The following is a 25333-nucleotide window of genomic DNA, read 5'->3' as shown; positions in this document are numbered from 1 at the left end:
TCGCCCACCCTTTTGGTGGGCGCGTTTGTCTTTCGTCTGTCATTTACGGAATTGAATCATGACACCTGAACGCTTTGAACGCATTCATCAGGTGCTGGCAAAGCGCCAGCCTGATCTCACTGTGTGTATGGAGCAAGTCCACAAGCCCAATAACATTTCTGCCATCATTCGTACTGCCGATGCGGTGGGCATTCATCGTATGCATGCGGTATGGCCAGAAGGCACCAAAATGCGGACCTTAGGCGGTACATCTGCCGGTTCACGCAATTGGATTGACGTGGTCACCCATAACACGACCGCGGATGCTTTTGAGGCCATGCAAGCGCAAGGCATGCAAGTATTGGTCACTAACCTATCGGAAACGGCCATCGACTTTCGTGAGGTTGATTACACCCGACCAACCGCCATTATCCTCGGCCAAGAAAAACATGGCATCAGTCGCGAAGCGCTCGATAAAGCCGATCAAGACATCCTCATTCCAATGGTGGGTATGGTACAGTCGCTGAACGTGTCAGTGGCTAGCGCCTTGATTTTGTACGAAGCGCAACGCCAACGCCAAGCGGCAGGCATGTACCAGTTGGCGAAGACACGCTTGCCCGACGATGAAGTGCATCACATCCTGTTTGAGCGCGGTCATCCGGTGCTCGCCCGCGTGGCCAAGCAAAAGGGGCTGCCTTATCCGCCACTCGATGACAATGGGCAAATTATTGCTGACGAAACATGGTGGGCGAGCATGCAGGCGGCAAAACACGCGCGTTAATCGCTTAGCAAGCTCAACCTGACGGATAAAGAAACGGATGCAATCTTCCATGCTTAGCGCAGTAACCGTCGATACCTTTAAGGGTGTCGGCAGTAAAATGGCTGAAAAGCTGGCTAAAATCGGCCTGCATACGGTGCAGGACGTGTTGTTTCATCTGCCGTATCGCTATGAAGATCGCACCCGAGTGTGGCCGGTTGCCAGTCTATTACCTGGCCAGCATGCCACCATCGAAGGTGAAATCACCCATAATGACACCGTGTTTGGCCGCCGCCGGATGCTCACGGTTCGGGTGCAAGATGGCAGCGGCGCGTTAACGCTACGCTTTTTCAATTTTAATGCCGCGATGAAAAATAGCTTGGCGGTCGGCAAACAGGTGAAAGCCTATGGCGAACTTAAACGGGGCAAACACGGGCTAGAAATCATTCACCCCGAGTATCAAGTCTTTTCCGAGCCCTCCGAGTTGGTGATGGAAGAAACGCTGACGCCGGTCTACCCGACCACCGAGGGGCTGCGCCAAGCAACGCTACGTCAGCTCACCGACCAAGCGCTAGCTTTATTAGATAAAAGCGGTGTCGAAGAATTACTCCCTGAAGGCTTGTACGATCGACAACTGTCTTTGCGTGACGCCTTACACCTATTGCACCGCCCTCCGCCAGAGACGGTACTGGATGATTTATTAACGGGCCAACATCCCGCCCAGCGACGATTAATCATTGAAGAGCTCCTTGCCCAGCACCTGTCGATGCTGTCAGTTCGTCATCACGCACAGCAAGTGAAAGGGGTCGCCCTCGCCCCGAGTCACTCGCTCGGACAACGCCTGTTAGACAATTTGCCCTTCTCTCCCACAGGGGCACAATCACGAGTGGTTAGCGAGATCAGTGCCGATTTAGCCAAACCATTCCCGATGATGCGCTTAGTCCAAGGTGATGTCGGCGCCGGTAAAACCTTGGTCGCCGTACTCGCCGCCTTACAAGCTATCGAACAAGGCCATCAGGTTGCGTTAATGGCACCGACCGAGCTATTGGCCGAGCAACACGCCACCAATTTTGCCCAATGGCTAGAGCCGCTAGGTATCCAAGTCGGCTGGCTTGCCGGTAAATTAAAAGGCAAGGCACGGACACAAACCTTGGCACACATCGCCGACGGCGAGGCGCAAATGGTGGTCGGTACTCATGCGTTATTTCAAGCCAGTGTCCAATTTAAAAGCTTGGCGCTGGTGATCATCGACGAGCAACACCGGTTTGGTGTCCACCAACGGCTTGCCTTGCGTGAAAAAGGCGAGCAACAGGGCGCGCATCCACATCAGTTGATCATGACCGCTACGCCTATTCCACGCACCTTGGCGATGACCGCCTATGCCGACTTAGAAACCTCGGTGATTGATGAATTGCCACCAGGACGCACGCCGATTCAAACCGTTGCGGTGCCGGACACGCGCCGTGATGACATTATTGCCCGGGTCAACGCCGCCTGCAGTGATGGTCGGCAAGCCTATTGGGTATGCACATTAATTGAAGAGTCTGACGCTTTAGAGGCGCAAGCCGCTGAAGATACGACTACGGCACTCAAAGAAGCGTTACCGAATCTGACCATTGGCCTGGTTCATGGCCGAATGAAAGCGGCGGAAAAACACGCAGTGATGGATGCCTTTAAGCAAGGCGAGGTGCAGTTATTGGTGGCAACCACTGTCATTGAAGTGGGCGTCGATGTCCCTAACGCCAGCCTAATGATTATCGAAAACCCTGAACGACTCGGGCTGGCACAACTCCACCAGCTACGTGGCCGTGTCGGTCGTGGATCCGTCGCCAGCCATTGTGTGCTGCTTTATCATGCCCCTTTGTCGACAACAGCCACTCAGCGCTTGGGCGTACTGCGAGACAGCAATGACGGCTTTGTCATTGCTCAACGCGATCTCGATATCCGTGGGCCAGGCGAGTTATTGGGCACCCGCCAGACCGGTTTGGCTGAGTTTAAAATTGCCGATTTAGTCCGCGACCAAGCGCTGATCCCCGAGGTACAAAAGCTGGCCAGTCATTTGCACCAGCACTACCCCAAACATGCACAGGCCATCATTCGCCGCTGGTTGGGACATAAAACCCACTATTCCAACGCCTAATGGCCGCTTAACGCGGCCTATTTACCGACCGGGAACGTCATTTGGATCCGCAGCCCGCCTTCGGTCCGTGATGATAAACGAATATCGCCATGAAGCTGTTCAACAATCCGTTTCACGATCGCAAGCCCTAGCCCTGTTCCTTCGCTACCCCGCGCCGTATCGCCGCGAGTAAACGGCTGGAACAAGGTATTTTCGAGACTCGCATCAATGCCCGGACCATTATCTTCCACCTCCACCCATTGATACGTATGGTCCGCATTGCTACCACACCGCAGCCTTACCCAGCCATTGCCATAACGCACCGCATTAACCACGAGGTTGGTAACCGCCCGTTTTAGCGCCACCGAGTTGGCATATAAATCACCGTGCAGCGATTCTAAGTCCAAGACAATATCAACGCCCATTGACTGCTGATGGTTCGCTACATCGCGACAGATGGTGGATAAATCAACGGGATCCGGATCTTGCTGTTGCACCGCGCGTAAATAATCCATGAATTGATTAATGATCTCATTACACTCTTCCGTGTCTTCGGTGATGCTATCGGCCAAATACGCATCGTCGGATGACATCATTTCAGTCGCCAGTCGAATGCGCGTGAGTGGTGTGCGTAAATCATGGCTGACGCCCGCCATTAACAAGGCGCGATCTTCTTCGAGTTTACGTATCCCTGCTGACATTTTATTAAAGGCCACGGTCACCGCCTGAATTTCTGACGCCCCCCGGGGTGGGACGGGATCAGGAAAGCGACCATCGGCGACATCGAGCGCGGCCCGCTCCAACGCAACCAGGGGTCGGTTTTGCATCTTAATAAACAACCAGCCGCCGGCAATCACCAACAACGCAATCACCAAGCTATATTGAAACAGCGGCGCAAAGTCATCTTGATGCAGCTCCGATAAGGGGATCCGCATTAAAAAATCATCAATGGCCTCAAACTTCAGCCATAACACATAGCTTTCTTCGCCACTGACCAGGCGCACTTGGGTCTTTGTTCCGAGCTCTTCGCTAATATGTTCGCTTAAGTAGTCAATCTCCATCGCATCTTGGAACGCGCTTGCGCGCTCACTGCTTGGCGCATGGAGGGTTACCCCAATTTGTTCCAGCAATTGTCGGCGCACCGGCTCACCCAGATGAAGGACTTCACCATCTTTCAGATACCAGTCTTCTTCCAGCATCAAGCGGACTTCAAAGGCTAAAATCTTATTGAACTGCTGCAAGCTCGGCAGCAACGCATAATTAACAATGGTCAGGTAAGAAAAAACTTGGCTGGCAATTAATAAGCCAGCCAAAATCAATAAGGTTCGCGCGAAGCTCGTCCGCGGTGACATCCGCATCGCTACACCTCACCATCAGGCACAAACACGTAGCCGAGTCCCCACACCGTTTGGATATAACGCGGTTTGCTTGGATCCTCCTCGACCATACGGCGTAAACGGGAGATTTGTACATCAATCGAGCGCTCCATCGCTGAGTACTCGCGGCCACGCGCCATGTTCATGAGTTTGTCCCGAGAAAGCGGCTCACGCGCATTGGTCACTAAAGCTTTGAGCACTGCAAATTCCCCCGAGGTGAGTGTCATCGGTTCGTCATTACGAAACATCTCACGCGTGCCCAAATTAAGACGAAACTCACCAAAGGTGACCGTGGTGGAGTCAGCACTCGGCGCGCCAGGCGCTTCTATTGTTTGACGGCGTAAAACCGCACGCACCCGAGCCAGTAATTCTCGTGGGTTAAACGGCTTAGGTAAGTAATCGTCGGCTCCGACCTCCAAACCGACAATTCGGTCAATTTCATCCCCTTTCGCCGTCAGCATTAAAATGGGCAATTGATTATTGGCTTGGCGCAAGCGGCGGCATATCGACAGGCCATCTTCCCCAGGGAGCATTAAATCAAGCACCATAAGATTAAAGGCTTCACGCGCCAATAATCGATCCATTTGTTCGGCATTGGCGACACTTCGTACCTGAAACCCTTGCTCGGTCAGGTAGCGCTCTAGCAGTGAACGCAGACGCATATCATCATCCACGACTAGAATTTTATAGTTCTCTTGCATGCTTCGCCCTCAATGCTGTTCGCTGCCTAATCATCAAGCAGCTATTACCGTCATCTGATTGAATTTTGCCACAGTTGTGCGCCAGGCCGCGTGTTTGTCCGCACAGAACTGTACGGTAAATTGTTACCGAGTGTTGCCTCGACAAGCTCACTCGCTTCTTGTACTTTCCTGAACAAGGTTATATCGCACGACGCCAGTTGGCTAGTGAAAGGAGAGGTAACGTGAAAACCAAATTGGTGACCCGTGAAGGGTTTAATGCGCTCAAAACCGAGCACGATTACCTGTGGCACGAGCGACGTCCAGAAGTGACCAAAATTGTCAGCTGGGCCGCCAGTTTAGGGGATCGTTCAGAAAACGCGGACTACACCTATAATAAACGGCTGTTGCGGCAAATCGACCGCCGTGTCCGCTACCTGCGCAAGCGGCTGAACGACTTAACCATTGTCGATTATGCGCCCGAGCAAGAGGGCCGAGTGTTTTTTGGCGCCTGGGTCGAGATTGAAAACGAGGCCGGCGACACCAAGCAATTTCGCATTGTCGGTCCCGATGAAATTTATGAGCGCAAAGACTACATTTCGATTGATGCCCCCATGGCGCGCGCGTTATTGAAAAAAGCGGTCGACGATGACGTCGTGGTGTCAACGCCGGAAGGCGAAAAACAGTGGTTTATCAATACTATCACCTATCCCAAGCCAGGCAATGATTCAGTCTGAGCATCACTCATCTTGATGACCTTGATGGGAACGAAAAGGAAACACATGCACACATCGATTATCCAAACCCTGGCCCAAGAGCTTAATGTCGCGCCTGGCCAGGTCAACACCGCGGTAACACTGCTGGACGACGGAAACACTGTCCCTTTTATCGCCCGCTACCGTAAAGAAGCCACGCAAGGTTTAGACGATTCGCAGTTACGCACCCTTGAGACCCGTTTGGTCTATCTGCGCGAATTAGACGCTCGTCGTGACACCATCCTCAAATCGATTGACGAACAAGGCAAGCTGACCGAGGGGCTACGCCGCGATATTATCGCCGCAGAGAGCAAAAACCGACTGGAAGATTTATACCTTCCCTACAAACCGAAACGCCGGACCAAAGGGCAGATTGCCATCGAAGCAGGGTTGGAACCTCTTGCTGATACGCTATGGCACGATCCATCCCAAACACCTGAGACCACCGCCGCACCATTTGTGGCCCCTGATAAAGGTGTGGCCGATACCAAAGCGGCGCTGGATGGTGCCCGAGCGATCATGATGGAGCGTCTTGCCGAAGATGCCAGCCTGCTTGAAACGCTACGCCAATACCTGAAGCAATATGCGGTGCTGCGCGCCACCGTGGTTGCTGGTCAGGAAGACGCCGGTGCCAAGTTTAAAGACTACTTTGATCACCAAGAGTCGATTGCCAAAGTGCCTTCTCACCGCGCGCTGGCCATGTTGCGCGGCCGCAACGAAGGCGTATTACAGCTGGCATTGATTGCCGATCCGGATCAAGATCCAGCAAGCAAGCAAAGCGTGTGCGAGACCATGATCGCTCAGCATTATCAGCTTTCTTTGGGCAGCGCCCCAGCTGACCGCTGGCGCCAACAAGTGATAGCCTTTGCCTGGCGGGTCAAAATCTTGATGCACCTAGAAACTGAGTTTATGGCTAACCTCAAAGAGCGGGCGGAAGACGATGCCATTGATGTGTTTGCCGCCAACCTCAAAGATGTATTGATGGCCGCGCCAGCAGGCCCTCGCTGCACCTTAGGTATTGATCCTGGCCTGCGTACCGGCTGCAAGGTCGCCGTGGTTGACGGCACCGGCAAACTGCTCGATACCGCCACCATTTATCCTACCGCACCTCGACATGATATAGACGGCGCAAGCAAAGTGCTGCACCGCTTTATTAAAAGCCATAACGTGAGTTTGATTGCCGTGGGCAATGGCACTGCCTCTCGCGAGACAGAAAGCTTTGTGACCACCTTGCTCAAGCAGGCTGATTTAAGCATTCAAACGGTGATGGTCAGCGAAGCCGGTGCCTCGGTTTACTCAGCCTCTGAGCTAGCGGCTAACGAGTTTCCAGACTTAGATGTGTCGCTCCGTGGCGCCGTCTCAATCGCTCGTCGCCTGCAAGATCCTTTGGCGGAGCTGGTAAAGATTGATCCTAAGTCGATTGGGGTGGGCCAATACCAGCATGATGTCTCTCAGCACCAACTGGCCAAAAAGCTTGATGCGGTGGTGGAAGATTGTGTCAACGCCGTGGGCGTAGATTTGAATATTGCCTCTGCACCGTTGCTCACGCGCGTGGCGGGCTTAAGCCAAACGATGGCACAAAACATTGTTGCGTTTCGCGACCAAAACGGCCGCTTTAATGAGCGCAAGACACTGCTGAAAGTACCTCGTTTGGGCCCCAAAGCCTATGAACAGTGCGCGGGATTTTTACGCGTCATGGACGGTACCAATCCGCTCGACCGCTCCGGCGTTCACCCAGAAACCTACCCACTGGTCAAACACATCGCCCAAAAGACGGGTAAAGCGGTCGATGCATTAATCGGCAACGGGGGCGTACTGCAAAGTTTAAACGCCAATGATTATGCCAATGACACCTTTGGGGCGATCACTGTCGCCGATGTGCTGAGTGAGCTTGCGAAACCCGGTCGCGATCCGCGTCCAGAGTTCAAAACGGCGACCTTTGCCGATGGCATTAATCAAATCAGTGATTTGAAGCCTGGGATACAGCTCGAAGGTGTGGTGACCAATGTCACTCACTTTGGCGCCTTCGTCGACGTGGGTGTTCATCAAGACGGTTTAGTCCATATCTCTGCGCTGTCGACGCGCTTTGTCAGCGACCCACGTGAGGTGGTCAAAGCCGGTGATGTAGTAAAAGTTAAAGTCATGGAAGTGGACGTGGCGCGCAAACGGATTGGCTTATCAATGCGTCTTGATGATACGCCCGAGGCATCGGAAGCGAACGCGAAAGCGAGGCCGACTAAGCAGCGCGAAAGCAAGGCGCCCAAACAGCAATCATCATCTTCCCTAGGAGGGAGCATGGCCGATGCCTTTGCGCGCGCCAAGCGCTCTTAAAGTCAAAGGTATATAGAGCTAACCTAATAGTGCCTAACAAATGGCATATTTAGACACTAATGGCCCCGCCAATACTGGCGGGGCTTTTTATATTTTGTCTTAATCAGGACATGGCTTAAGGACTGGATCGTATTAAATCACAATCAATACTTCGGAGGGCATGTTCGCCACGCTTGCCTGCTGGTAGCGCATCGCCACTACCGCACGCGTTTGCTCAAACCGTTTTAGCTGCTCAATTTTTTCTAACACTTCTTCGGGCATTTTTAAGCCCATCGTGTAGCCATTATCTTGGCGAGCTTGCTCACTGGGATCCGTGCGTGCTATGGCATCGATACGACCTGCGATATTGGCGCCATCGTAGTCGGCATGCGTTAATGAATCACGCTGATAGTCCAGCGAGTAGTTGGGGTGTTGGGCAGGATCCCAGGATGAACGTCCCAGCTGCTTATCTTGATCAGAAGGGGCTTTACCATTGTCGGGCTCGGGAGATGACTTAGCAGGGACGATTTTTTCGCGCAAGCGATTGTCCCGCGCAACTTGCTCCGTTGGCGGGTTCACCGATGGCGCGACAGTTGGAATACTGACGCTGGCTGGCGATATGTTCATCTGATGCTACCTCCCACACCAGCTGAAGGCCTAATTGTTAGTGCGGCCTTGTCGTCTTTCTATCAGTTTAGACGATAACCGCGAGTATTGTACCTATTGTACCTAAGGCCGACACAAATTTACCCGCAGTGTACGATGAATCATCGCTTTCTTGGACTTTCTCCGGATGATCCATCCCCAATGCGCCGTAGGTAAACGACTTTACGGCGGACGTTTCTTCCGGCTCTTTTCCCTCTTGGGCTTTAGCGACCGCACCAGCGTTGGCGCCGTCTTTCACGTCAGCGCCGCCTTTCACGTCAACATGGTGTTTTGCGGCTTGAGGCGAAGCCGGTTTATCACCTTCTTTGACCTCATTCGCTTTTGCGACGTGATCCTTAAAAGTATTGGCTTTGGACACCTGCTCAGCTTGTTTGTCCGCATTTTGCTGCGGCTGTGCCGGCGTTTTGGACTTCATCGCTTGATGATACGCCGGAGACTGCCCAACGTTACCTACGTTCATTATGGTCTCTCCTTATGCCAAAACAAGTGACATAGTTAACTTATCGGCAGAACCGTGACAGGATTGAGTCAATTCTACCAAAAAAATGATCCGCACTGGCTATGTTGCCGGCAACTTGTTGCCTAAAAAGGCTTTTAGCTTGTCTATCACCGCTTCAGGCTCGGTCACGAACGGCGCGTGAGCACTGTGTGTCAGGACCTCACTGTGTGAGTCCGGAGCCAATGTTGATACCGCATCAGCCACCGATACCGGCACTAAACCATCTAACCGCCCATACATTCTCAACCAAGGCACCTTGATAGCGCCACAGCCCTGACGCAAATCCGTATCTGCTAACATGGCTAAGCCATCCGCAAGCGCACGAGGGTCCGGTGTTGGCCGCGAAAATACCGCTTGCTTAAGCGCTTTTACATCTTTTCTCGCGGTTGGTGATCCCATCGCTTGCAGCGCCATAAAGCGCTCTACTGTCAGCGAAAGGTCACGCTCAAGCTGACGAGCAAAGTCACCGAGCACCCCAGGTTTAATTCCTCGCCACCCAGGTTCGGCAACAAACTTGGGTGAGCTGGCGATGGTAACCAATCTAGTTACACGCTGTGGCGATAAAAGCGCGGCTTGTGTTGCCACTAACCCACCTAACGACCAGCCTATCCAAGTGGCATCTACTGGTGATTCTTTAAGCAACACTTGTGCCAGATCTTCGATATTAAGCCCCGGTTGTGCCGCGCTATAGCCAAAACCGGGTAAATCAACACAGTGCACCCGAAAGTGTGGTGTTAGGTACGGCAAGATTAATGACCACACTGCGCTGTTCATACCCCAACCATGAATGAGAACCAGATCGGGTCCTTGTCCGTGCGACTGCCAATCACATTCCGCCATGTTTACACTGCCTTGATTGCTTTTTACTCAGGACGCTTATGATATCAACAATCGTGCCACGGCGCTTTACACGTGTACTGACCCACTGGCGAGGCAAACTCTTGCCCTTACAGTGTCCCGTTTGCCACCTCGCCTTGCCTGCCCATCACTCCCTGTGCTGTGATGCGTGTTGGGATGCCCATCATCAGTGTTTACTTTGTCAGTGTTGTGGACTGCCTGTTTCACAACCACAAGCGCGATGTGGCGCCTGCCTCAGCCAGCCGCCAGCTTGGGACCGCTTGGTTGCTATCAGTGGCTACCATGATCCTCTCCCGCAGTTAATTCACGCGTTCAAATACCAAGGAGCCTTCGAGCTGGCATTGCCGTTTGCCCAGCAGCTCAGTGATCGTATTCTCACCCCCGCACCGGTGCTGTTGCCGGTGCCGCTGCATTGGCGACGTCGTTGGCAACGAGGGTTTAATCAAAGTCTGCACTTGGCTTGGGCACTTGCCGACAACCTTGATACTCGGGTGGTGGATACGTACTTGTCTCGCGCCCGACATACCGCGCCACAACAAGGTCTCAGTCGGCAAGACAGGTTACATAATCTGTGTGGTGCTTTTGCTCTTCATGGCCCGCTCCCCGCTTCTCATGTCGCCATCGTCGACGATGTCGTCACCACCGGACAAACGGTATCGCAATTATGTCGATTACTGCGCAAAGCCGGTGCAAAAACGATCGATGTTTACTGTTTGGCCCGTACCGATCTACCCTAGCGGTAAGCGTGCTACCCCTGCACATAAAGTAGCCACATGGTTCGAGGGGTGATAGCCAAAGCAAACCGGAGTACACTGTATAAAACACACTGGATTAGTCAGGTATTTGTCGTGTCAGAAGTCAATATTTCAGAAAATGCACAAAGCCACTTTGTGAAGTTGCTTGAGCAGCAGCCCGAGGGCACCCATATTCGCGTGTTTGTTGTCAATCCAGGCACGCCAAACGCAGAGTGCGGTGTCTCATACTGTCCGCCGGAAGCGGTAGAAAGCAGTGATACCGAGATAAAATTCAACGGTTTTTCTGCGTTTATCGACGAACTGAGTCTCCCTTTTCTCGACGAAGCAGAGATCGACTTTGTCACCGATAAAATGGGCTCGCAGCTCACGCTGAAAGCACCGAACGCAAAAATGCGTAAAGTCGCCGATGATGCACCTTTGATGGAGCGCGTCGATTATGTGATTCAAAGCCAGGTAAACCCACAACTTGCCAGCCATGGCGGCCATGTGAACCTGATTGAAATCACTGATGATTCGGTGGCCATCCTCCAATTTGGTGGCGGGTGTAACGGTTGCTCCATGGTGGATGTAACCTTGAAAGAAGGGATTGAAAAGCAGCTATTGGCTGAATTTAGTGGTGAGCTACACGGTGTGCGCGATGTGACCGAGCACGCCCGGGGCGATCACTCTTACTACTAATAGACACCACCACGTTAATAGCAAAACAGGCCATGAGGCCTGTTTTTTGATCACATCAGTGAGTGAGGTATTGTTATGCGCGTCTTTTTTGCCTGTGTCTTGGTCGTCTTTCTGGCCGGTTGCTCGAAAGTGACTAAGCAAAACTACGACCAGTTGGAGGTCGGCATGAGTTATGACGTGGTAGTTGCTCACATTGGCGAGCCAAGCCAATGCGACGACACCATGGGATTGACCCACTGTGTATGGGGTGGCGATGGTCAACACATCAAAGTCTCGTTTGTCGCCGATAAAGCCACCGTGCTGTCGGCGCAAGGGCTAAAATAGCCTCTTAATAGCGCAACGCGTGGTCGGCAAGCAGCACCACAAAGGTCGCAAAGATATGCCATATCGAGAACTTAAAGGTCTGCCACGCGATGCCTTTTTGCGACTGGGTTTTCAGTCGCCACGCATAGCCGACAAAGACCAGATTTAACGTGGTCGCCCCGACCAGATACAGCCAACCACTCATTCCGGTCAGCCAAGGGAAAATCCCCACCACCACCAGCAATAAGGTGTAAAGCAAAACCATGGTCTGAGTAAAGCGAACCCCGTGGGTGACGGGCAGCATCGGCACATCGGCTTTGGCATAATCATGGCGCCGATGAATCGCCAGCGCCCAAAAGTGGGGCGGCGTCCACGTGAATATAATCATCACCAGCAGCAGCGCATGCGCGTGGACCTCGCCTGTCACCGCCGTCCAACCAAGTAGTGGCGGCATTGCGCCGGCCAAACCGCCAATGACAATGTTTTGCGGTGTCGCGGGTTTAAGCCACTGGGTGTATACCAACGCATAACCCACCAGGCTGGCAAAGGTCAACCACGCGGTGAGCGGATTCAGCCACCAACAGGTAATAAAGCCGCTCACCATCAGTGCCACCGCAAACACCAAAGCGGCGCCTTGACTGACACGGCCTTCAGCAACGGGACGATGGCGAGTACGCTGCATTTTGGTATCAATTTTCCAATCAATCACGTGATTAAACACCGCCGCAGCACTGGCTTGTGCGCCAATGCCAAATAATCCCACCAGCACCGCCGACCAGGGTGGCCAGCCGGGCGTGGCTAAACACATCCCCACCAGCGCGGTGAGAAGCAGCATGGCGACCACGCGCGGTTTGGTGAGCTCGTAATAATCACGCCAATTAGCGCCAGCAGGCGTCGATACATTAGCGGTGCGTTGATACTGTGCCATGGTGAGATCCTTGTCGGGCCGACGGTGAAAGACATAAAAACCGGGAGAGCAGTAATATGGCCAGTAGCGACAATCCACCGAGGTTATGCGCCACCGCCACACTTAGCGGCAGCAACGCGACCACGTTGGTCACGCCCAACGTAATTTGAATCGCCAACACACCACTCACTGCCATTGCCAGCGCACGCGCCCCAGCACGCCACAGCATCCATGCCCAAGCGAGCACTAATGCGGTGACCACCATGGCGCCGAGACGGTGCGTGGCATGAATGGTCACCCGCTCGGCATGATTCAGTACGCCAAACTGGTAGGTCTCGCTGTGAGGGCTGATAGGATTAAACGCCGAGGGGGTGAAAAGCTGCCACCAAGGGCTTTCGCAGATAGGTAACTGCGTACAGACCGTGGCGGCATAATTTGCTGAGGTCCAACCGCCCAATCCTATCTGTATGATCACGGCGACCACTGCCACACTGCCCACGCGGCGTGCGGGCGGCGATATTTGCATAACGGGCAGCTTGATTGCCCCTGCCAACACCGCAAGCCAAGCCAGCAAACACACCGTAGTGAAGCCACCGAGCAAATGTGCCATCACCACCACCGGCATTAAGCTTAAGGTGACCGTCCACATCCCGAGCGCCGCTTGCATGACTACCACCACACTCAGCAGCGTGGTCATCGGCCGTAACGCCCGATAATCGGAGCGTCGCCAGCTTATCCAAGTCAACGCAAAAATAGCCAATGCTAAGGTGCCTGCGACATAGCGGTGCAGCATTTCATTCCACGCTTTCGTCACATCCAAGGGCGCGTCGGGGAACCGCAACATCGCCACCGATTGCGCAGTTCCACTGTCGGGCACGCCCAAGTGGCCATAACATCCGGGCCAATCAGGGCAGCCAAGTCCGGCTTCAGTTAAACGGGTAAACGCGCCCAGCCCAACCACCAGCACGGCCAGTATCAGTGTCGATAAGACGGCGAGTTGGTAGCGACGTGTTGCCATAATCAGCCTACCTTAGACAACTTGAGAAGCCGTTTGAGATCGCGCAATAAGCCTTTACCTTGCGCAATCCACTGGGTGTTATCATCACTGACTGGATAGGCCAGCACCACATTGTTCATCGGATCGCTAAGATAAATAGTATTTTTATCAAATGCTTGCTGCTGCCATGCCTGCGCCTGCTCGGTCGTCAAAGTTTGCCATGTCAGTACCTCCGGCGCTTTCGGTGCAGTACTTGTCAGGGCCACGCTAGTGACGCGATCGCGCTCTTTACCCACCGCAATAGGAATTTGCGTTAACTGAAAAAGGGCTTGCTCACACACCAAGTCACACTGCTCTGGCACCCGATAAATCAACCGCCACTGCCCTTGCTCGGGTAACCAATTCAAGGTCGCTGGCTCAGCAAGAAACTGGCCGTAATTGGTGACACCTTTTTGGTACCAACTTTGCTCGAGCACTAATTTGGCCACCACCACCGGCAGTATAAAGATCCCTATCAATGCCACGACAAGCATGCGTCCTTTCATTCGCACTCCTTCCTTTGTGTTTTGTGCCACCATATGCCCGCACCGATACCGACTGCGAGAGCCATCAGTGCCCATTGCAAGGCATAGCCATAGTGCTTCGTCGGCGGCATCACCACTGGCTGCCACACCGGCCTCACCCCTGCTTGCGCCAAGGCATCCCGGCTCGGCGCTGCCACATCCACCAGTTTTTCTGCCCGTATCAGCCACTGCACCTCTAGCGCGGGTAGTCGTGCCTGCAATGTGGGTAAATCAATGCGTTGTACCCGCACCGGCCAGGTTTGCGTTTCCGTCTGTTGCTTAAGCACAACGCGCTTTGACGGTGTGTCAGCAAATCCGAACAGTTGATAGCGCGATGCTAACGTGGGTACGTCCGGCAATGCACGAAGCGCAGGCGCGGCCATCCAGCCCAATTCAACCAACCACCACTGCGATGGCTGCTGGCTTGGAATAAAAGGAAGAAAAAGGCGATAGCCTACGCGGCCTTGGTGAATCTGATTGTCGAGCCACACGGCGAACTCGGGGCGAAACTGGCCATCGATCACCAGGTATTGCCCTTTTTGCACCGAGCCTGTGAGTGATTGTGGTGTTTGGTTGGCGTCAAACCGTGCCAGATGTTGGGCTTTTTGCGCGCCACGCGTCCATTGCCAATGGCTTAACTTGACGAGCAGCAAGACCACAACCACAGTCAATATCAGAAATCCCATTCGTCGTCCTTGTTTCATACTTACCCATTGCGCGAAGGAGCGCTTATGTTGATCAAAGCCATTCTGATTTGTTTACTGGTTTTTATTTTGTTTAACCTCTTTCGTGCCTTGCCCGTGTTATTAAAAGGCGATAATTCAGTGCCTTTATCCCGTTATCTCGGTCGCCGGGTGCTGTTTTCCGTGATTGTCTTCGTGTTATTGCTGATTGCGCTCTCCATGGGCTGGGTTGCCCCCAATCCGCGCCCATACTGAGTTAAAGAATGTAAACCAACACAAACAAGCACAGCCACACCACATCCACAAAGTGCCAATACCACGCACTGGCTTGAAAGCCAAAGTGATGCTCAGGACTAAAATGTCCACGCATCACGCGCAACCAAATAACCAAGAGCATTACGGTTCCCAAGGTCACGTGTAAACCATGGAAGCCCGTCAGTAAGTAGAAGGTGTTGCCATACACGCCTGAATCGAGGCGCAAGTTCATTTCTTGATAGGCATGCACATACTCTTCGCCTTGAAAGAACATAAACACCGCCCCAAGTAAGACGGTCGCCAGTAAAAATCCCTTCAGCCGTCCGCGTTGGTTTTTTTCAATCGCAGTATGGGCAATATGGAGCGTGACCGACGAGGTCAGGAGGATCAGCGTGTTAAGCAAGGGCAGTCCCATCGCGGGCATTGCCGTGGTTTCTATCCCGCCCGGTGTGACAGTCAGTGGCCACTGGGCAACAAAATCCGGCCACAATACCGCCGCGGTCATCGCATTATTGCTGGCCCCGCCTAGCCAAGGTACGGCGATAAAGCGGGCGTAAAAGAGCGCACCAAAGAAGGCACCAAAAAACATCACCTCAGAGAAAATAAACCAGCTCATTCCTTGGCGAAAAGAACGGTCCATTTGAGCCGAGTAGAGGCCTTGCATGGATTCGCGGATCACATCGCGAAACCAGCCGGTCAGCATCACCACAATCAGTACGGTGCCCGCAAGCAACAACCAAGGGCCGTATCCCCCAAACAAGCCGCCTACCGTGGCACCGGCCCCTGCCGCAATTAAAAACAGCGCCAGCGCACCGACAATCGGCCATATACTGGCAGCTGGGACGTAGTAACGTTCAGGCGTCGCCATGATCGCCTCCTTATTCCTTGGCACTGGCGGTGACATCAAACAGCGTATAGGCCAGCGTTAAATGGTTAATGTCATCCGGCAGCTCAGGATCCACATAAAACACCAGGGGCAACGCCGCGTCCTCGCCACGTGGCAATGGCTGCCGGTTAAAACAAAAGCATTCAATCTTGTTAAAGTATTGCGCGGCTATCCCCGGTGAGACCGAGGGTACGGCTTGACCAATGGTGTCATAGCGTGCGTTATTCGTTGCGAGATAATTAATCGTGTGAGTCGCACCAGGGTGCACTTGCATCTGGTTGACTTGGGGCTCAAATGTCCAACGCATCCCCGGATTGGTGTAGGCAATAAATTCAATGGTCACCAAGCGATCTTGGTTAATGCCAGCACTGGATGCGGCCGCCTCGGTATCCGTTTTGCCATTAATGCCCGTCACGTCGCAAAACACGTCGTAGAGCGGAACTAAGGCAAAGGCAAAACCAAACATACCCACGGCGAGCAACAGTAGACGACGAGCGGAGCGCGTTGATTTAGTGACCATAGCGCGTTTCCTCCAGATCCGGCGGTATCTCAAAGGTGTGGTAAGGCGCGGGCGATGGCACGGTCCACTCCAGACCTTCGGCCCCCTCCCAAGGTTTAGCGGCAGCAGGCTCGCCACCACGCGCGCATTTAATGACGACGGCTAAAAAGATGAGTTGCGACAGACCAAAGGCAAAGCCACCAATGCTGACAATGGCGTTCACGTCGGCAAACTGCAGGGCATAATCGGGGATCCGGCGTGGCATGCCTGCGAGGCCGAGAAAATGCATCGGAAAAAAAAGAATATTGACGGAAATCACTGAGCACCAAAAATGCCACTGTGCCAGGGTTTCATTAAACATATGCCCAGTCCATTTAGGCAGCCAGTAATAGGCGGCTGCCATGATCGAGAACACCGCCCCTGAGACTAAAACATAGTGAAAGTGCGCCACCACAAAGTAGGTGTCGTGGTACTGAAAATCAGCCGGTGTGATCGCCAACATTAGCCCAGAAAACCCGCCAATGGTAAATAAGACGATAAATGCAATCGCAAACAGCATCGGCACTTCAAACGTTAGCGAGCCTCGCCACATGGTCGCCACCCAGTTAAACACTTTGACCCCAGTCGGCACCGAGATCAGCATGGTACAGAACATGAAAAACAGCTCGGCAAACACCGGCATCCCGGTAGTGAACATATGATGTGCCCATACCAGAAAGCTTAATCCTGCAATCGAGGCGGTGGCATACACCATGGAGCTGTAACCAAATAGCCGTTTGCGTGAGAACGCCGGCACGATGGCCGAGATAATGCCAAAACTGGGCAAAATCATGATGTAAACTTCTGGGTGACCAAAGAACCAGAAAATGTGCTGGAACAAAACCGGATCACCGCCCCCCGCTGCATCAAAAAAGCTGGTGCCAAAGTATTTATCGGTCAGCACCATGGTCGCTGCTCCCGCTAATACCGGCATCACCGCAATCAGCAAAAAGGCGGTTATCAGCCAGGTCCAGACAAACAGCGGCATTTTCATATAGGTCATGCCAGGCGCGCGCATATTGATAATTGTCACAATCACATTGATCGCCCCCATAATGGAGCTGATCCCCATAATATGTAGGGCAAACACAAATAAGCCGGTGCTATCGGGGCTATAGGTAGTCGACAGTGGCGCGTAGAAGGTCCAGCCAAAGTTGGGGCCGCCACCTTCCATAAATAACGAGCCGATCAACAATAGAAACGCAAACGGCAGAATCCAAAAGCTCCAGTTATTCATCCGTGGTAGCGCCATATCCGGCGCCCCTATCATCATCGGCACCATCCAGTTAGCGAGCCCAGTAAAGGCAGGCATGACCGCGCCAAACACCATAATCAAACCATGAACCGTAGTCATTTGATTAAAAAAGTTGGGCTCTATCAGTTGCAGGCCGGGCTGGAATAATTCCGCACGGATCACCATTGCCATCGCGCCACCCAGCAAAAACATGGTGAAGCTGAAAATCAGATACATGGAGCCGATGTCTTTGTGGTTAGTGGTCAGCACCCAGCGCATGATGCCGCGCGGTTTATGGTGGTGGTCGTCATGAACGGATTCTGGCGTTGTATCTGTCATAGTGCGCTCCTAAAGCTCTTCGCCCGACATCACCGCGTTAACCTGAGCGGCTTGTACCGTCTCGCCGGTGTCATTGCCCCACGCATTGCGCTCGTACGTCACTACCGCTGCTAACTCTTTGAGTGACAATTGCGGTCCAAACGCTTGCATGGCGGTGCCGGCTTTGCCGTTGACGACAATATCGATATGATCGACCAATCGATTTGGTTGCGTCGCAATCTCAGCATCCGCTAACGCTGGGAATACGCCAGGCATGCCTTGCCCTTCACTTTGATGGCACATGCCGCAGCGGCTGTCATAGACTTGTTTGCCCAGCGCCATCAGTTCATCCATCGGCATTTCCATCCCCAATAAGCGTTGCTCTTCTTCGCGAGCTTGTTGCTGAGTGAGTGCGGTTTTTTGCACCCAAGCATCAAATTCTTCTTGCGGCTTGGCGATCACCACAATTGGCATAAAACCGTGGTCTTTACCGCACAGCTCGGCACACTGCCCACGATAAATACCGGGTTTGTCGATTTTGGTCCAAGCCTCATTGATAAACCCAGGGTTGGCATCCTTTTTCACCGCGAAGGCCGGTACCCACCAAGAATGAATCACATCTTGCGACGTGATCAAAAAGCGCACCTTGCGTCCCACCGGTAACACCAAGGGTTGGTCGACTTCTAACAAATAGTTATCGCGTTTTTGTCTTTCGTTGCGGATCTGTTCAGGGCTAGAGGCAAGCAAGGAGAAAAAGGAAACATTGTGATCAAAGTAGCGGTAATGCCACTTCCATTGTGAGCCGGTCACTTGAACGGTTAAATCAGGCTTGGTGGTATCTTCCATATCGAGTAGCACTTGGGTGGCGGGGATCGCCATACCCACCAAAATGAGAAACGGTACGAGCGTCCACGCAATTTCTACCTTGGTACTTTCATGAAACGAAGCAGGCTTGGCGCCTTTGGATTTACGATGGCGGATAATGGCCCAAAACATTACGCCAAACACCAATACCCCTATCGCCACGCAAATATAGAAAATCGTCATATGCAGGTCATACACCTGCTGACTGATGGCCGTGACCCCTTGAGTCAGGTTCCACCCTTCACGTTCGGCAGCCTGCACTTGCCCAGGCAGCAAAGCCATTCCCGATGCCAGTATTGGTTTATGGTAGCTCGACACAGCCCCCTCCTGCTCGCAGGCATGAATGCGTTGCACCTTTGCTTAAACCCACGCAGCTTAAGCAAAGGTTAAGGAAACAACGCGATACATACGATCACAAAAATTAACGTTTTGTTTACATTCAATCTAGGAGAGGTTTGCCCAAAGGACAAAAAATAGACAAAGAAAGATCGTGAGGCCAAGCACAGACTGGAAAGCGAAAGGTGGCACCCGCGCCGCGCTAGATCTCAATATGCAACACCATCGGGGTAAAACGCAGACGATAACGCGGCATCGCCGCCAGTGCGCGCTGCCAAAAACGCCACCTTGGGCAGGGTTTATCAAGTGGGGAGTGTTCTTCAACCCGACAGGCCCAGGGCAAGGCTTGAATGATCGCCATACGCGGATCGGCAAAACCATGTTGATAAGATTCACACCCCAGTTTCTGGCCGATCCGGCTATGGCACTTATCCCCCGCTAAGACTAAACAGGCCTCAACTTGCGGAAAATAGCGACTAATATGCTGGCAAAATGCAGAAATTTCTTGGTTGGTGCACTCAAGTAAGGCTTGATCGCAAATTAACATGGTCGGATGACCCGCAGGGACCGCCAGTTGCGCCAGCCAATCAAGCTGTTTGACCGACCCTTGCACCATCCGGAAACGCTCACTGGTGTGGAATAAACGCTCTCGCCATAACAAGGTTTCGTCAACATCGACTTCTAACCAACGACAACGGCCGTTATCCAGTCGATAAAAGCGGGTATCTAACCCACCACCAACATTAATGATCCATGCCGTGGGATGCTGAGCAAGAAACTGTTTAACAATGGCATCACACTGGCTAGTGAGCGTGGCATAAAGAAGCTGGGTTTGATCGAGATTGTGCCAATCACATTCGGGCTGCATGACACACCCTTGGCATGCGGCGGCCGCCATGGGGTCATAGATCACACCATTGTCAGTCAGGCTCTCACGACTGCGCAGCCACATAGGCTTAAATAGCTTACTGGGAACAGAATGCTGTTGCGTACGCACGGACACCTCCACACACGATAATCAAGGATGATAATAATTATCGTTTAAATGTAGAGAAATGCAAAGATGTTTTTTTAACCGCATTCCATTGGCGGACATCAATGTCCGCCAAGGTGGGAAATCACATCCAATCGGTATTGCGAATCACACCAACAGCAACACCTTCAATCGTCAGTGATTGTGCAGTTAAATCCACCGAGATCGGCATAAATTCATCGTTTTCAGCATGAAGAACAACATTCGACCCTTTCTTCTCTAGCCGTTTGACGGTGACATCGTCATCCACTCGCGCGACGACCACTTGGCCATTATGTACGTCTTGTGTTTTGTGCACCGCCAGTAAGTCACCGTCAAGAATGCCAATATCTTTCATGCTCATGCCGCTAACTCGCAGTAAAAAGTCGGCACTTGGCTTAAACAAGGCTGGATCGACCTGATAGAGGCTCTCAACATGCTCTTGTGCCAAGATGGGCTCACCCGCCGCGACACGGCCAATTAAAGGCAAGCCTTGGTCATCAGGCGTCACCACTTCTTCTTCGCTAATTAAGCGAATACCGCGTGATGCCCCGGGAATAATCTCGAGTACGCCTTTGCGCGCCAACGCTTTCAAATGCTCTTCGGCAGCGTTCGCGGAGCGAAACCCCAGCTGACGGGCGATTTCGGCACGTGTTGGGGGCATCCCTGTGTCTTCAATATGGGTTTTAATCAGCTCGAAGATTTGTTGCTGTCTCGCGGTTAACGGCTTCATGCTCTTACCTGTCTTTTTATACAGTTAACTGTGAGTATATCCAGTAACATACGGCTTGAAAAGGACTAATTATAGACACGAGAAGCGGATCTCATTGTCGGTAGCCGATTCAAACGCGCGCAATCTCGCGTCAATTCTCTGCCTTTGGTTGCAAGTTCGCAGCCATTTTCTGCTATCCTTGGCGCGCATTTTGAATTTGAGGCACTGACAATCATGGCGCTCTGGCAAAAGATTTATTACAAGCTATTGAATTTGCCGCTTTCTGCCTGGGTAAAAACCCAATGTATCCCCTCTGAACCGGTCGAGCAGCTAAACCTGTCTCTCGCACGTCCTATTGTGTACGTGTTGCCGTTTCAGTCTCATTCGGATTTATTAACGCTACGGCGAACCTGTTTACGTCAAGGATTACCGGATCCATTAAAGCCCCTCATTATTGGCGATACCACACTGCCGCGCTATGTCTTTATTAGTCACGGTCGTAAGGTCTTTTCCGCGGATCAAGACTTGCCCAAACGCTCCTTAGCGCATTTTCAAGATCTGCTGCGCTTACATCGTCAAGATAGTGAATTGGATATCCAGCTGGTTCCCGCTTCCGTGTTGTGGCAACGCGATCCGGGGAACGAAACACAACGCCACCAAGCAACGCTGCACGCAATGAATGGGCCAGAAAAATTCTGGACCATCCTTACGCGTGGCCGTGATGGCATGGTGCGGTTAAGCCAAGCGGTATCCTTGCGCTATATGGCGGATAAACACGGCACCGATCAGGCGATCGCCCATAAACTGGCGCGAGTGGCAATGATCCACTTTTCGCGTCAAAAACTCGCGGCTTCAGGCCCACGCTTACCTAATCGTGCTTTGCTCTTCAAACGCCTACTGGCGTCAAAGGCCATCGACAAAGTCGTCCACGATGAAGCACAAAGCCGTGATGTGTCAGTTGAAAAAGTTCGTAAAGAAGCCGTCGACATGATGGAAGAGATTGCGGCAAACTTTTCGTATCGTTTGATTCGATACAGCGACCGCATTCTAACCTGGCTTTGGAATAAACTGTATCAAGGCCTTCATGTTAACAATGCCGAACGGGTTCGCCAGCTGGCACAAGATGGTCACGAGATTGTCTATGTGCCTTGCCATCGCTCGCACATGGATTACCTGCTGCTCTCTTACGTACTGTATAAAGAAGGCTTAGTGCCGCCGCATATTGCCGCGGGTGTCAACCTCAACTTCTTCCCTGCCGGGCCGCTCTTCCGTCGCGGTGGCGCCTTTTTTATTCGCCGCAGTTTTAAAGGCAATCGCTTATATTCCACCGTTTTTCGTGAATACTTGGCCGAGTTGTTTGCCCGCGGTTATTCGGTCGAATATTTCGCTGAAGGCGGGCGCTCGCGCACTGGTCGCTTACTGTCGGCCAAAACGGGGATGTTATCGATGACCTTGCAAGCCATGCTGCGCGGGCAACAGCGTCCTATCACCTTAGTGCCTGTCTATATCGGCTACGAGCATGTGATGGAAGTGAACACTTATGCCAAAGAGCTACAGGGCCAGCGTAAAGAAAAAGAGAGCTTTGGTCAGGTAATCGGGATCGTGCGTAAGTTGCGCAATTATGGCCTTGGCTATGTCAACTTCGGTGAGCCGATTGCGCTCAATCAACACCTCAATGAGAAAGTGCCAGATTGGCATGATTATATTGATCCAATGGAGCCTCAAAAGCCGGCTTGGATGAATCCAGTGGTGAGTGAGTTAGCGACCAAGGTCATGACCCATATCAACGATGCCGCCGCGACCAATGCGCTGAACCTCTGTGCGACCGCGCTGCTCGCCTCGCGCCAACGAGCCCTGAGCCGAGAAGCCTTAGAAGCACAGATTGCGGTCTATCAAGGCCTACTGACTCAGGCCCCATATTCCACCAGTAGCAGTGTCCCACAAGCCTCGCCGGTAGAATTGGTCGAGCATGCGTTGTCGTTAAATAAACTGGTGGTCGAGAAAGACACCATGGGTGAAGTCATTTCGCTTGATCGCCAGCAAGCCATCTTAATGACTTACTATCGCAATAATGTGATCCACCTAGTGGCACTGCCATCACTGATTGCACAAATCCTGGTAACCCACCAAACCATCAGTCAATCCGGCTTGCGGGCTTGTGTGCAGCAGTTGTATCCCTTGCTCAAAGCAGAACTCTTTATGAGCTTTGATGATGCCGGACTCGACAGCTACTTTGATGCACTCTTACATGCCATGCATGCGCAGTCCTTGTTGTGCTGTGAGGGCGACAAAGTCACCATGAATAATGCCAAGCTCGGCGAGCTACAATTACTCGGCCGTACCATTGCCGAAACCCTGCAGCGCTATGCCATTACCTTGACCTTGTTCACCCATCAGCCACACATTGATAAGCGCGATTTGGAAAAACACAGCCAAATGTTAGCGCAACGACTCAGCCGTTTGCATGGTATCAATGCGCCTGAGTTTTTCGATAAACAGGTCTTTACCATCTTTATCGATACCCTGCGCGAGCAAGGCTATTTAGACGATGATGCCAAAGCCAATGCTGAGCGCATCCAGGCCTTAAATGACTTTGTCTGTGGTTTGATCTCACCAGAAGTGCAATTAACAATTCAAGCCGTGCTAAATCAGCCGCTGAATGAAAGCCAGCGTGATGATAGCTAACAGGATACCGTCAGCTTGTGGTGCCCACAAGCTCGTGGTTTTCATAAGCTCTTGGTTAACATAAGATATTGATTAAAAAGCTTTGATGGCCATAAACAGTTAGATACTTAAAAAAAGGCGCTTCATTCAGAAGCGCCTTTTTAGTGTCTCGTTGTTGATGATAAGAGCGACAACATTAACCGTAAATACCGGCCAAAACACCAATGAAGACCACTAAACCGACATAGTTATTGTTTAAAAAAGCCTGAAAACATGCCATGCGTTCCCGTTCACGGGCAAGATAGTGTTGATAAACAAATAGCGCAAAGGCCGCTAATAGGCTCCATTGGTAACCGGCCGCCAGCTCTAGCCATTGCCCGGCGAGCATCAATAGCGCAAGCGTCAATAACTGCAATACACCAACCGCGGCTTTATCCCAACGTCCGAACAAGATGGCGGTCGATTTAATCCCAATCTTTAGATCATCATCGCGGTCCACCATGGCGTACAAGGTGTCGTAAGCAATAGTCCAGCAAATATTGGCCATAAATAGCAGCCAAATCACCGGAGGGAGTGCCCCTTGTGCCGCAGCAAACGCCATCGGGATCGCCCAGCTAAACGCCAGCCCCAACACCAGCTGGGGAAGATGGGTATAGCGCTTCATAAACGGGTAAATAAACGCCAGCGCCACCCCGACAAACGAGAGCTGAATGGTGAGCGTATTTTGGGTTAACACCAATAAAAATGCGCCTAACACTAGCGCAATAAAGAAACCCAGCGCTTCTTTCTCGCCAATCCGCCCTGAGGGCAAAGGACGCGCTTTGGTGCGTTTGACGTGACCATCAAAGTGGCGATCCGCATAATCGTTAATCACGCAGCCGGCAGCACGCATCATATACACCCCGAGCACAAAGACGACCAGGGTCAGCAACGCCGGCATGCCATCGGCGGCTAAAAATAACGCCCATAATGTTGGCCAGAGTAATAATAAAGTGCCAATGGGACGGTCTAAACGTGCAAGCTGGCCATAAGCAGCCAATTTCGTGCTCATGCAGGCGCCTCCTTGCCATATAAGGGCGAGTGAGGCAAAAAGAGTTCGGCCACTAACATGGGTCGATTATGGAGCCAAAGACGTGAGCGACGGGCATAAAGCTGGTGTGACAAGCAAGAGACATGCGCGGTTTCAATCGCATCGCGGCGAGAGGCCCGCTGTTTAAACACATGCTGACCCAGTGGTTCGGTCCCCAGCGCGTGTAAGTGACCACCCTGTCCCTCTAAGGTAGAAGCCGGCATTAGCGTTCGCGCACAGAGCCAAGCTTGTCCGTCACCTTTGAGGACGACTTCCCGTACCACACAGGCCTCTGGGCCAATCAAAGCGGTTTCATGATCGGTCAATTTGTCCGGCGTCAGTTGATAGACCTGGAGCACATCGACATCGAAGTCCTGACAGTGGCGTTTGAGTCGCGCCGTCATGGAGTGTGATTCTAACAACCAGCTGCCTTTTGCGGTGCGCTTTAACGCCGCAATATCGGGTCGCTCCCAGCGTGCCTGTTGCAGCGCCTCTAGATAGGTATGATTTAAGTCTGACATTATTTCCTGTGCCACATCGCGCAAAATTCGCCTGTCCGTCCC

The 25333-nt window shown here is 52.4% G+C and carries 26 protein-coding genes; 9 read left to right on the top strand and 17 right to left on the bottom strand.

Translation table 11 applies throughout. The annotated features are described in order from the left end of the window. Window positions 1-58 precede the first annotated feature (58 nt). Window positions 59-760, top strand: a complete 702-nt coding sequence (gene trmH / locus BZG80_RS02260; RefSeq protein WP_025744372.1) for a tRNA (guanosine(18)-2'-O)-methyltransferase TrmH — start codon at window positions 59-61, stop codon at window positions 758-760. Between the two features lie 37 nt (window positions 761-797). Then, window positions 798-2876 carry an ATP-dependent DNA helicase RecG gene (gene recG / locus BZG80_RS02255; protein WP_077660369.1) on the top strand — a complete coding sequence of 693 codons (2079 nt, stop codon included), beginning with the start codon at window positions 798-800 and terminating at the stop codon, window positions 2874-2876. 17 nt (window positions 2877-2893) lie between these two features. Here recG and envZ read toward each other — a convergent pair whose 3' ends face one another. Then, window positions 2894-4213, bottom strand: a complete 1320-nt coding sequence (gene envZ / locus BZG80_RS02250) for a two-component system sensor histidine kinase EnvZ (protein ID WP_077461487.1) — start codon at window positions 4211-4213, stop codon at window positions 2894-2896. Between the two features lie 2 nt (window positions 4214-4215). Next, a complete protein-coding gene (gene ompR / locus BZG80_RS02245) occupies window positions 4216-4932 on the bottom strand; it encodes an osmolarity response regulator transcription factor OmpR (protein ID WP_077461486.1) in 717 nt (238 codons plus the stop codon). Between the two features lie 221 nt (window positions 4933-5153). Between ompR and greB the strand changes: the two genes are divergently transcribed. Both greB and BZG80_RS02235 read left to right on the top strand, forming a co-directional pair. Next, a complete protein-coding gene (gene greB / locus BZG80_RS02240) occupies window positions 5154-5645 on the top strand; it encodes a transcription elongation factor GreB (RefSeq protein WP_077660371.1) in 492 nt (163 codons plus the stop codon). Window positions 5646-5690: 45 nt separating this feature from the next. Further along, window positions 5691-7994, top strand: a complete 2304-nt coding sequence (locus BZG80_RS02235; protein WP_077678643.1) for a Tex family protein — start codon at window positions 5691-5693, stop codon at window positions 7992-7994. 132 nt (window positions 7995-8126) lie between these two features. On the opposite strand, the gene BZG80_RS02230 is transcribed toward BZG80_RS02235, so the two are convergent. From BZG80_RS02230 to bioH, 3 genes are all read right to left on the bottom strand, one after another. Further along, window positions 8127-8600 (bottom strand): hypothetical protein, encoded by a 474-nt coding sequence (locus tag BZG80_RS02230; protein WP_025744367.1) that lies wholly within the window; start codon window positions 8598-8600, stop codon window positions 8127-8129. Window positions 8601-8667: 67 nt separating this feature from the next. Beyond that, window positions 8668-9099: a hypothetical protein gene (locus BZG80_RS02225; RefSeq protein WP_077678642.1), complete on the bottom strand. Its 432-nt coding sequence runs from the start codon at window positions 9097-9099 to the stop codon at window positions 8668-8670. A gap of 99 nt (window positions 9100-9198) precedes the next feature. Further along, window positions 9199-9978 carry a pimeloyl-ACP methyl ester esterase BioH gene (gene bioH / locus BZG80_RS02220; protein ID WP_077678641.1) on the bottom strand — a complete coding sequence of 260 codons (780 nt, stop codon included), beginning with the start codon at window positions 9976-9978 and terminating at the stop codon, window positions 9199-9201. 38 nt (window positions 9979-10016) lie between these two features. On the opposite strand from bioH, the gene BZG80_RS02215 reads away from it, so the two are divergent. From BZG80_RS02215 to BZG80_RS02205, 3 genes are all read left to right on the top strand, one after another. Further along, window positions 10017-10733 (top strand): ComF family protein, encoded by a 717-nt coding sequence (locus BZG80_RS02215; RefSeq protein ID WP_077678640.1) that lies wholly within the window; start codon window positions 10017-10019, stop codon window positions 10731-10733. A 36-nt stretch (window positions 10734-10769) separates the two neighbouring features. Continuing rightward, complete coding sequence (gene nfuA / locus BZG80_RS02210; protein WP_174566351.1) at window positions 10770-11429, top strand: Fe-S biogenesis protein NfuA; 660 nt, start codon at window positions 10770-10772, stop codon at window positions 11427-11429. A 75-nt stretch (window positions 11430-11504) separates the two neighbouring features. After that, window positions 11505-11753, top strand: a complete 249-nt coding sequence (locus tag BZG80_RS02205; RefSeq protein ID WP_077678639.1) for a DUF3862 domain-containing protein — start codon at window positions 11505-11507, stop codon at window positions 11751-11753. Between the two features lie 4 nt (window positions 11754-11757). On the opposite strand, the gene cyoE is transcribed toward BZG80_RS02205, so the two are convergent. Genes cyoE through BZG80_RS02185 form a run of 4 tightly spaced genes read right to left on the bottom strand, consistent with a single transcriptional unit; the run spans window position 11758 to window position 14885 of the window. Further along, window positions 11758-12660, bottom strand: a complete 903-nt coding sequence (gene cyoE, locus BZG80_RS02200; RefSeq protein ID WP_077678638.1) for a heme o synthase — start codon at window positions 12658-12660, stop codon at window positions 11758-11760. Continuing rightward, complete coding sequence (locus tag BZG80_RS02195) at window positions 12635-13657, bottom strand: COX15/CtaA family protein (protein WP_077678637.1); 1023 nt, start codon at window positions 13655-13657, stop codon at window positions 12635-12637. Before BZG80_RS02195 ends, cyoE begins: the two co-directional genes overlap by 26 nt. A 2-nt stretch (window positions 13658-13659) precedes the next feature. Continuing rightward, a complete protein-coding gene (locus BZG80_RS02190) occupies window positions 13660-14181 on the bottom strand; it encodes a hypothetical protein (protein WP_077660377.1) in 522 nt (173 codons plus the stop codon). Next, complete coding sequence (locus BZG80_RS02185; protein WP_158011518.1) at window positions 14178-14885, bottom strand: SURF1 family protein; 708 nt, start codon at window positions 14883-14885, stop codon at window positions 14178-14180. The genes BZG80_RS02190 and BZG80_RS02185 overlap by 4 nt, the downstream gene beginning before the upstream one ends. A gap of 45 nt (window positions 14886-14930) precedes the next feature. On the opposite strand from BZG80_RS02185, the gene BZG80_RS02180 reads away from it, so the two are divergent. After that, on the top strand, window positions 14931-15137 hold the full coding sequence (locus BZG80_RS02180; RefSeq protein WP_077461475.1) for a DUF2909 domain-containing protein: 207 nt from the start codon (window positions 14931-14933) through the stop codon (window positions 15135-15137). A 1-nt stretch (window position 15138) separates the two neighbouring features. Here BZG80_RS02180 and BZG80_RS02175 read toward each other — a convergent pair whose 3' ends face one another. The 6 genes from BZG80_RS02175 to lexA all read right to left on the bottom strand — a co-directional run bounded on the left by BZG80_RS02175 (window position 15139) and on the right by lexA (window position 21058). After that, complete coding sequence (locus BZG80_RS02175) at window positions 15139-16005, bottom strand: cytochrome c oxidase subunit 3 (protein ID WP_236719577.1); 867 nt, start codon at window positions 16003-16005, stop codon at window positions 15139-15141. A gap of 10 nt (window positions 16006-16015) precedes the next feature. Next, window positions 16016-16543 (bottom strand): cytochrome c oxidase assembly protein, encoded by a 528-nt coding sequence (locus tag BZG80_RS02170; RefSeq protein ID WP_077670153.1) that lies wholly within the window; start codon window positions 16541-16543, stop codon window positions 16016-16018. Beyond that, entirely contained in the window at window positions 16533-18134 is a 1602-nt protein-coding gene (ctaD, locus tag BZG80_RS02165) for a cytochrome c oxidase subunit I (RefSeq protein ID WP_077678635.1), read from the bottom strand. Before ctaD ends, BZG80_RS02170 begins: the two co-directional genes overlap by 11 nt. A 9-nt stretch (window positions 18135-18143) precedes the next feature. Next, window positions 18144-19259 carry a cytochrome c oxidase subunit II gene (coxB, locus tag BZG80_RS02160; protein ID WP_077678634.1) on the bottom strand — a complete coding sequence of 372 codons (1116 nt, stop codon included), beginning with the start codon at window positions 19257-19259 and terminating at the stop codon, window positions 18144-18146. 256 nt (window positions 19260-19515) lie between these two features. Continuing rightward, a complete protein-coding gene (locus BZG80_RS02155; protein WP_025744362.1) occupies window positions 19516-20310 on the bottom strand; it encodes a class I SAM-dependent methyltransferase in 795 nt (264 codons plus the stop codon). Between the two features lie 121 nt (window positions 20311-20431). Beyond that, entirely contained in the window at window positions 20432-21058 is a 627-nt protein-coding gene (gene lexA / locus BZG80_RS02150) for a transcriptional repressor LexA (protein WP_025744361.1), read from the bottom strand. A gap of 213 nt (window positions 21059-21271) precedes the next feature. On the opposite strand from lexA, the gene plsB reads away from it, so the two are divergent. After that, complete coding sequence (gene plsB, locus BZG80_RS02145) at window positions 21272-23722, top strand: glycerol-3-phosphate 1-O-acyltransferase PlsB (RefSeq protein ID WP_077678650.1); 2451 nt, start codon at window positions 21272-21274, stop codon at window positions 23720-23722. 175 nt (window positions 23723-23897) lie between these two features. Here the strand turns inward: plsB and ubiA are convergent, their stop codons facing one another. Both ubiA and BZG80_RS02135 read right to left on the bottom strand, forming a co-directional pair. Further along, a complete protein-coding gene (ubiA, locus tag BZG80_RS02140; protein WP_077461468.1) occupies window positions 23898-24752 on the bottom strand; it encodes a 4-hydroxybenzoate octaprenyltransferase in 855 nt (284 codons plus the stop codon). Continuing rightward, the gene (locus BZG80_RS02135) at window positions 24749-25291 is read right to left on the bottom strand and encodes a chorismate lyase (protein ID WP_077461467.1); all 543 of its coding nucleotides are present in this window, start codon (window positions 25289-25291) and stop codon (window positions 24749-24751) included. Before BZG80_RS02135 ends, ubiA begins: the two co-directional genes overlap by 4 nt. Window positions 25292-25333 lie beyond the last annotated feature (42 nt).

Origin of the sequence: Salinivibrio sp. MA440 (genome assembly GCF_001996265.1) — a bacterium.
In the GTDB taxonomy this organism is placed as follows: Bacteria; Pseudomonadota; Gammaproteobacteria; order Enterobacterales; family Vibrionaceae; genus Salinivibrio; species Salinivibrio costicola.
This window is presented reverse-complemented; position numbering and strand designations above follow the sequence as displayed.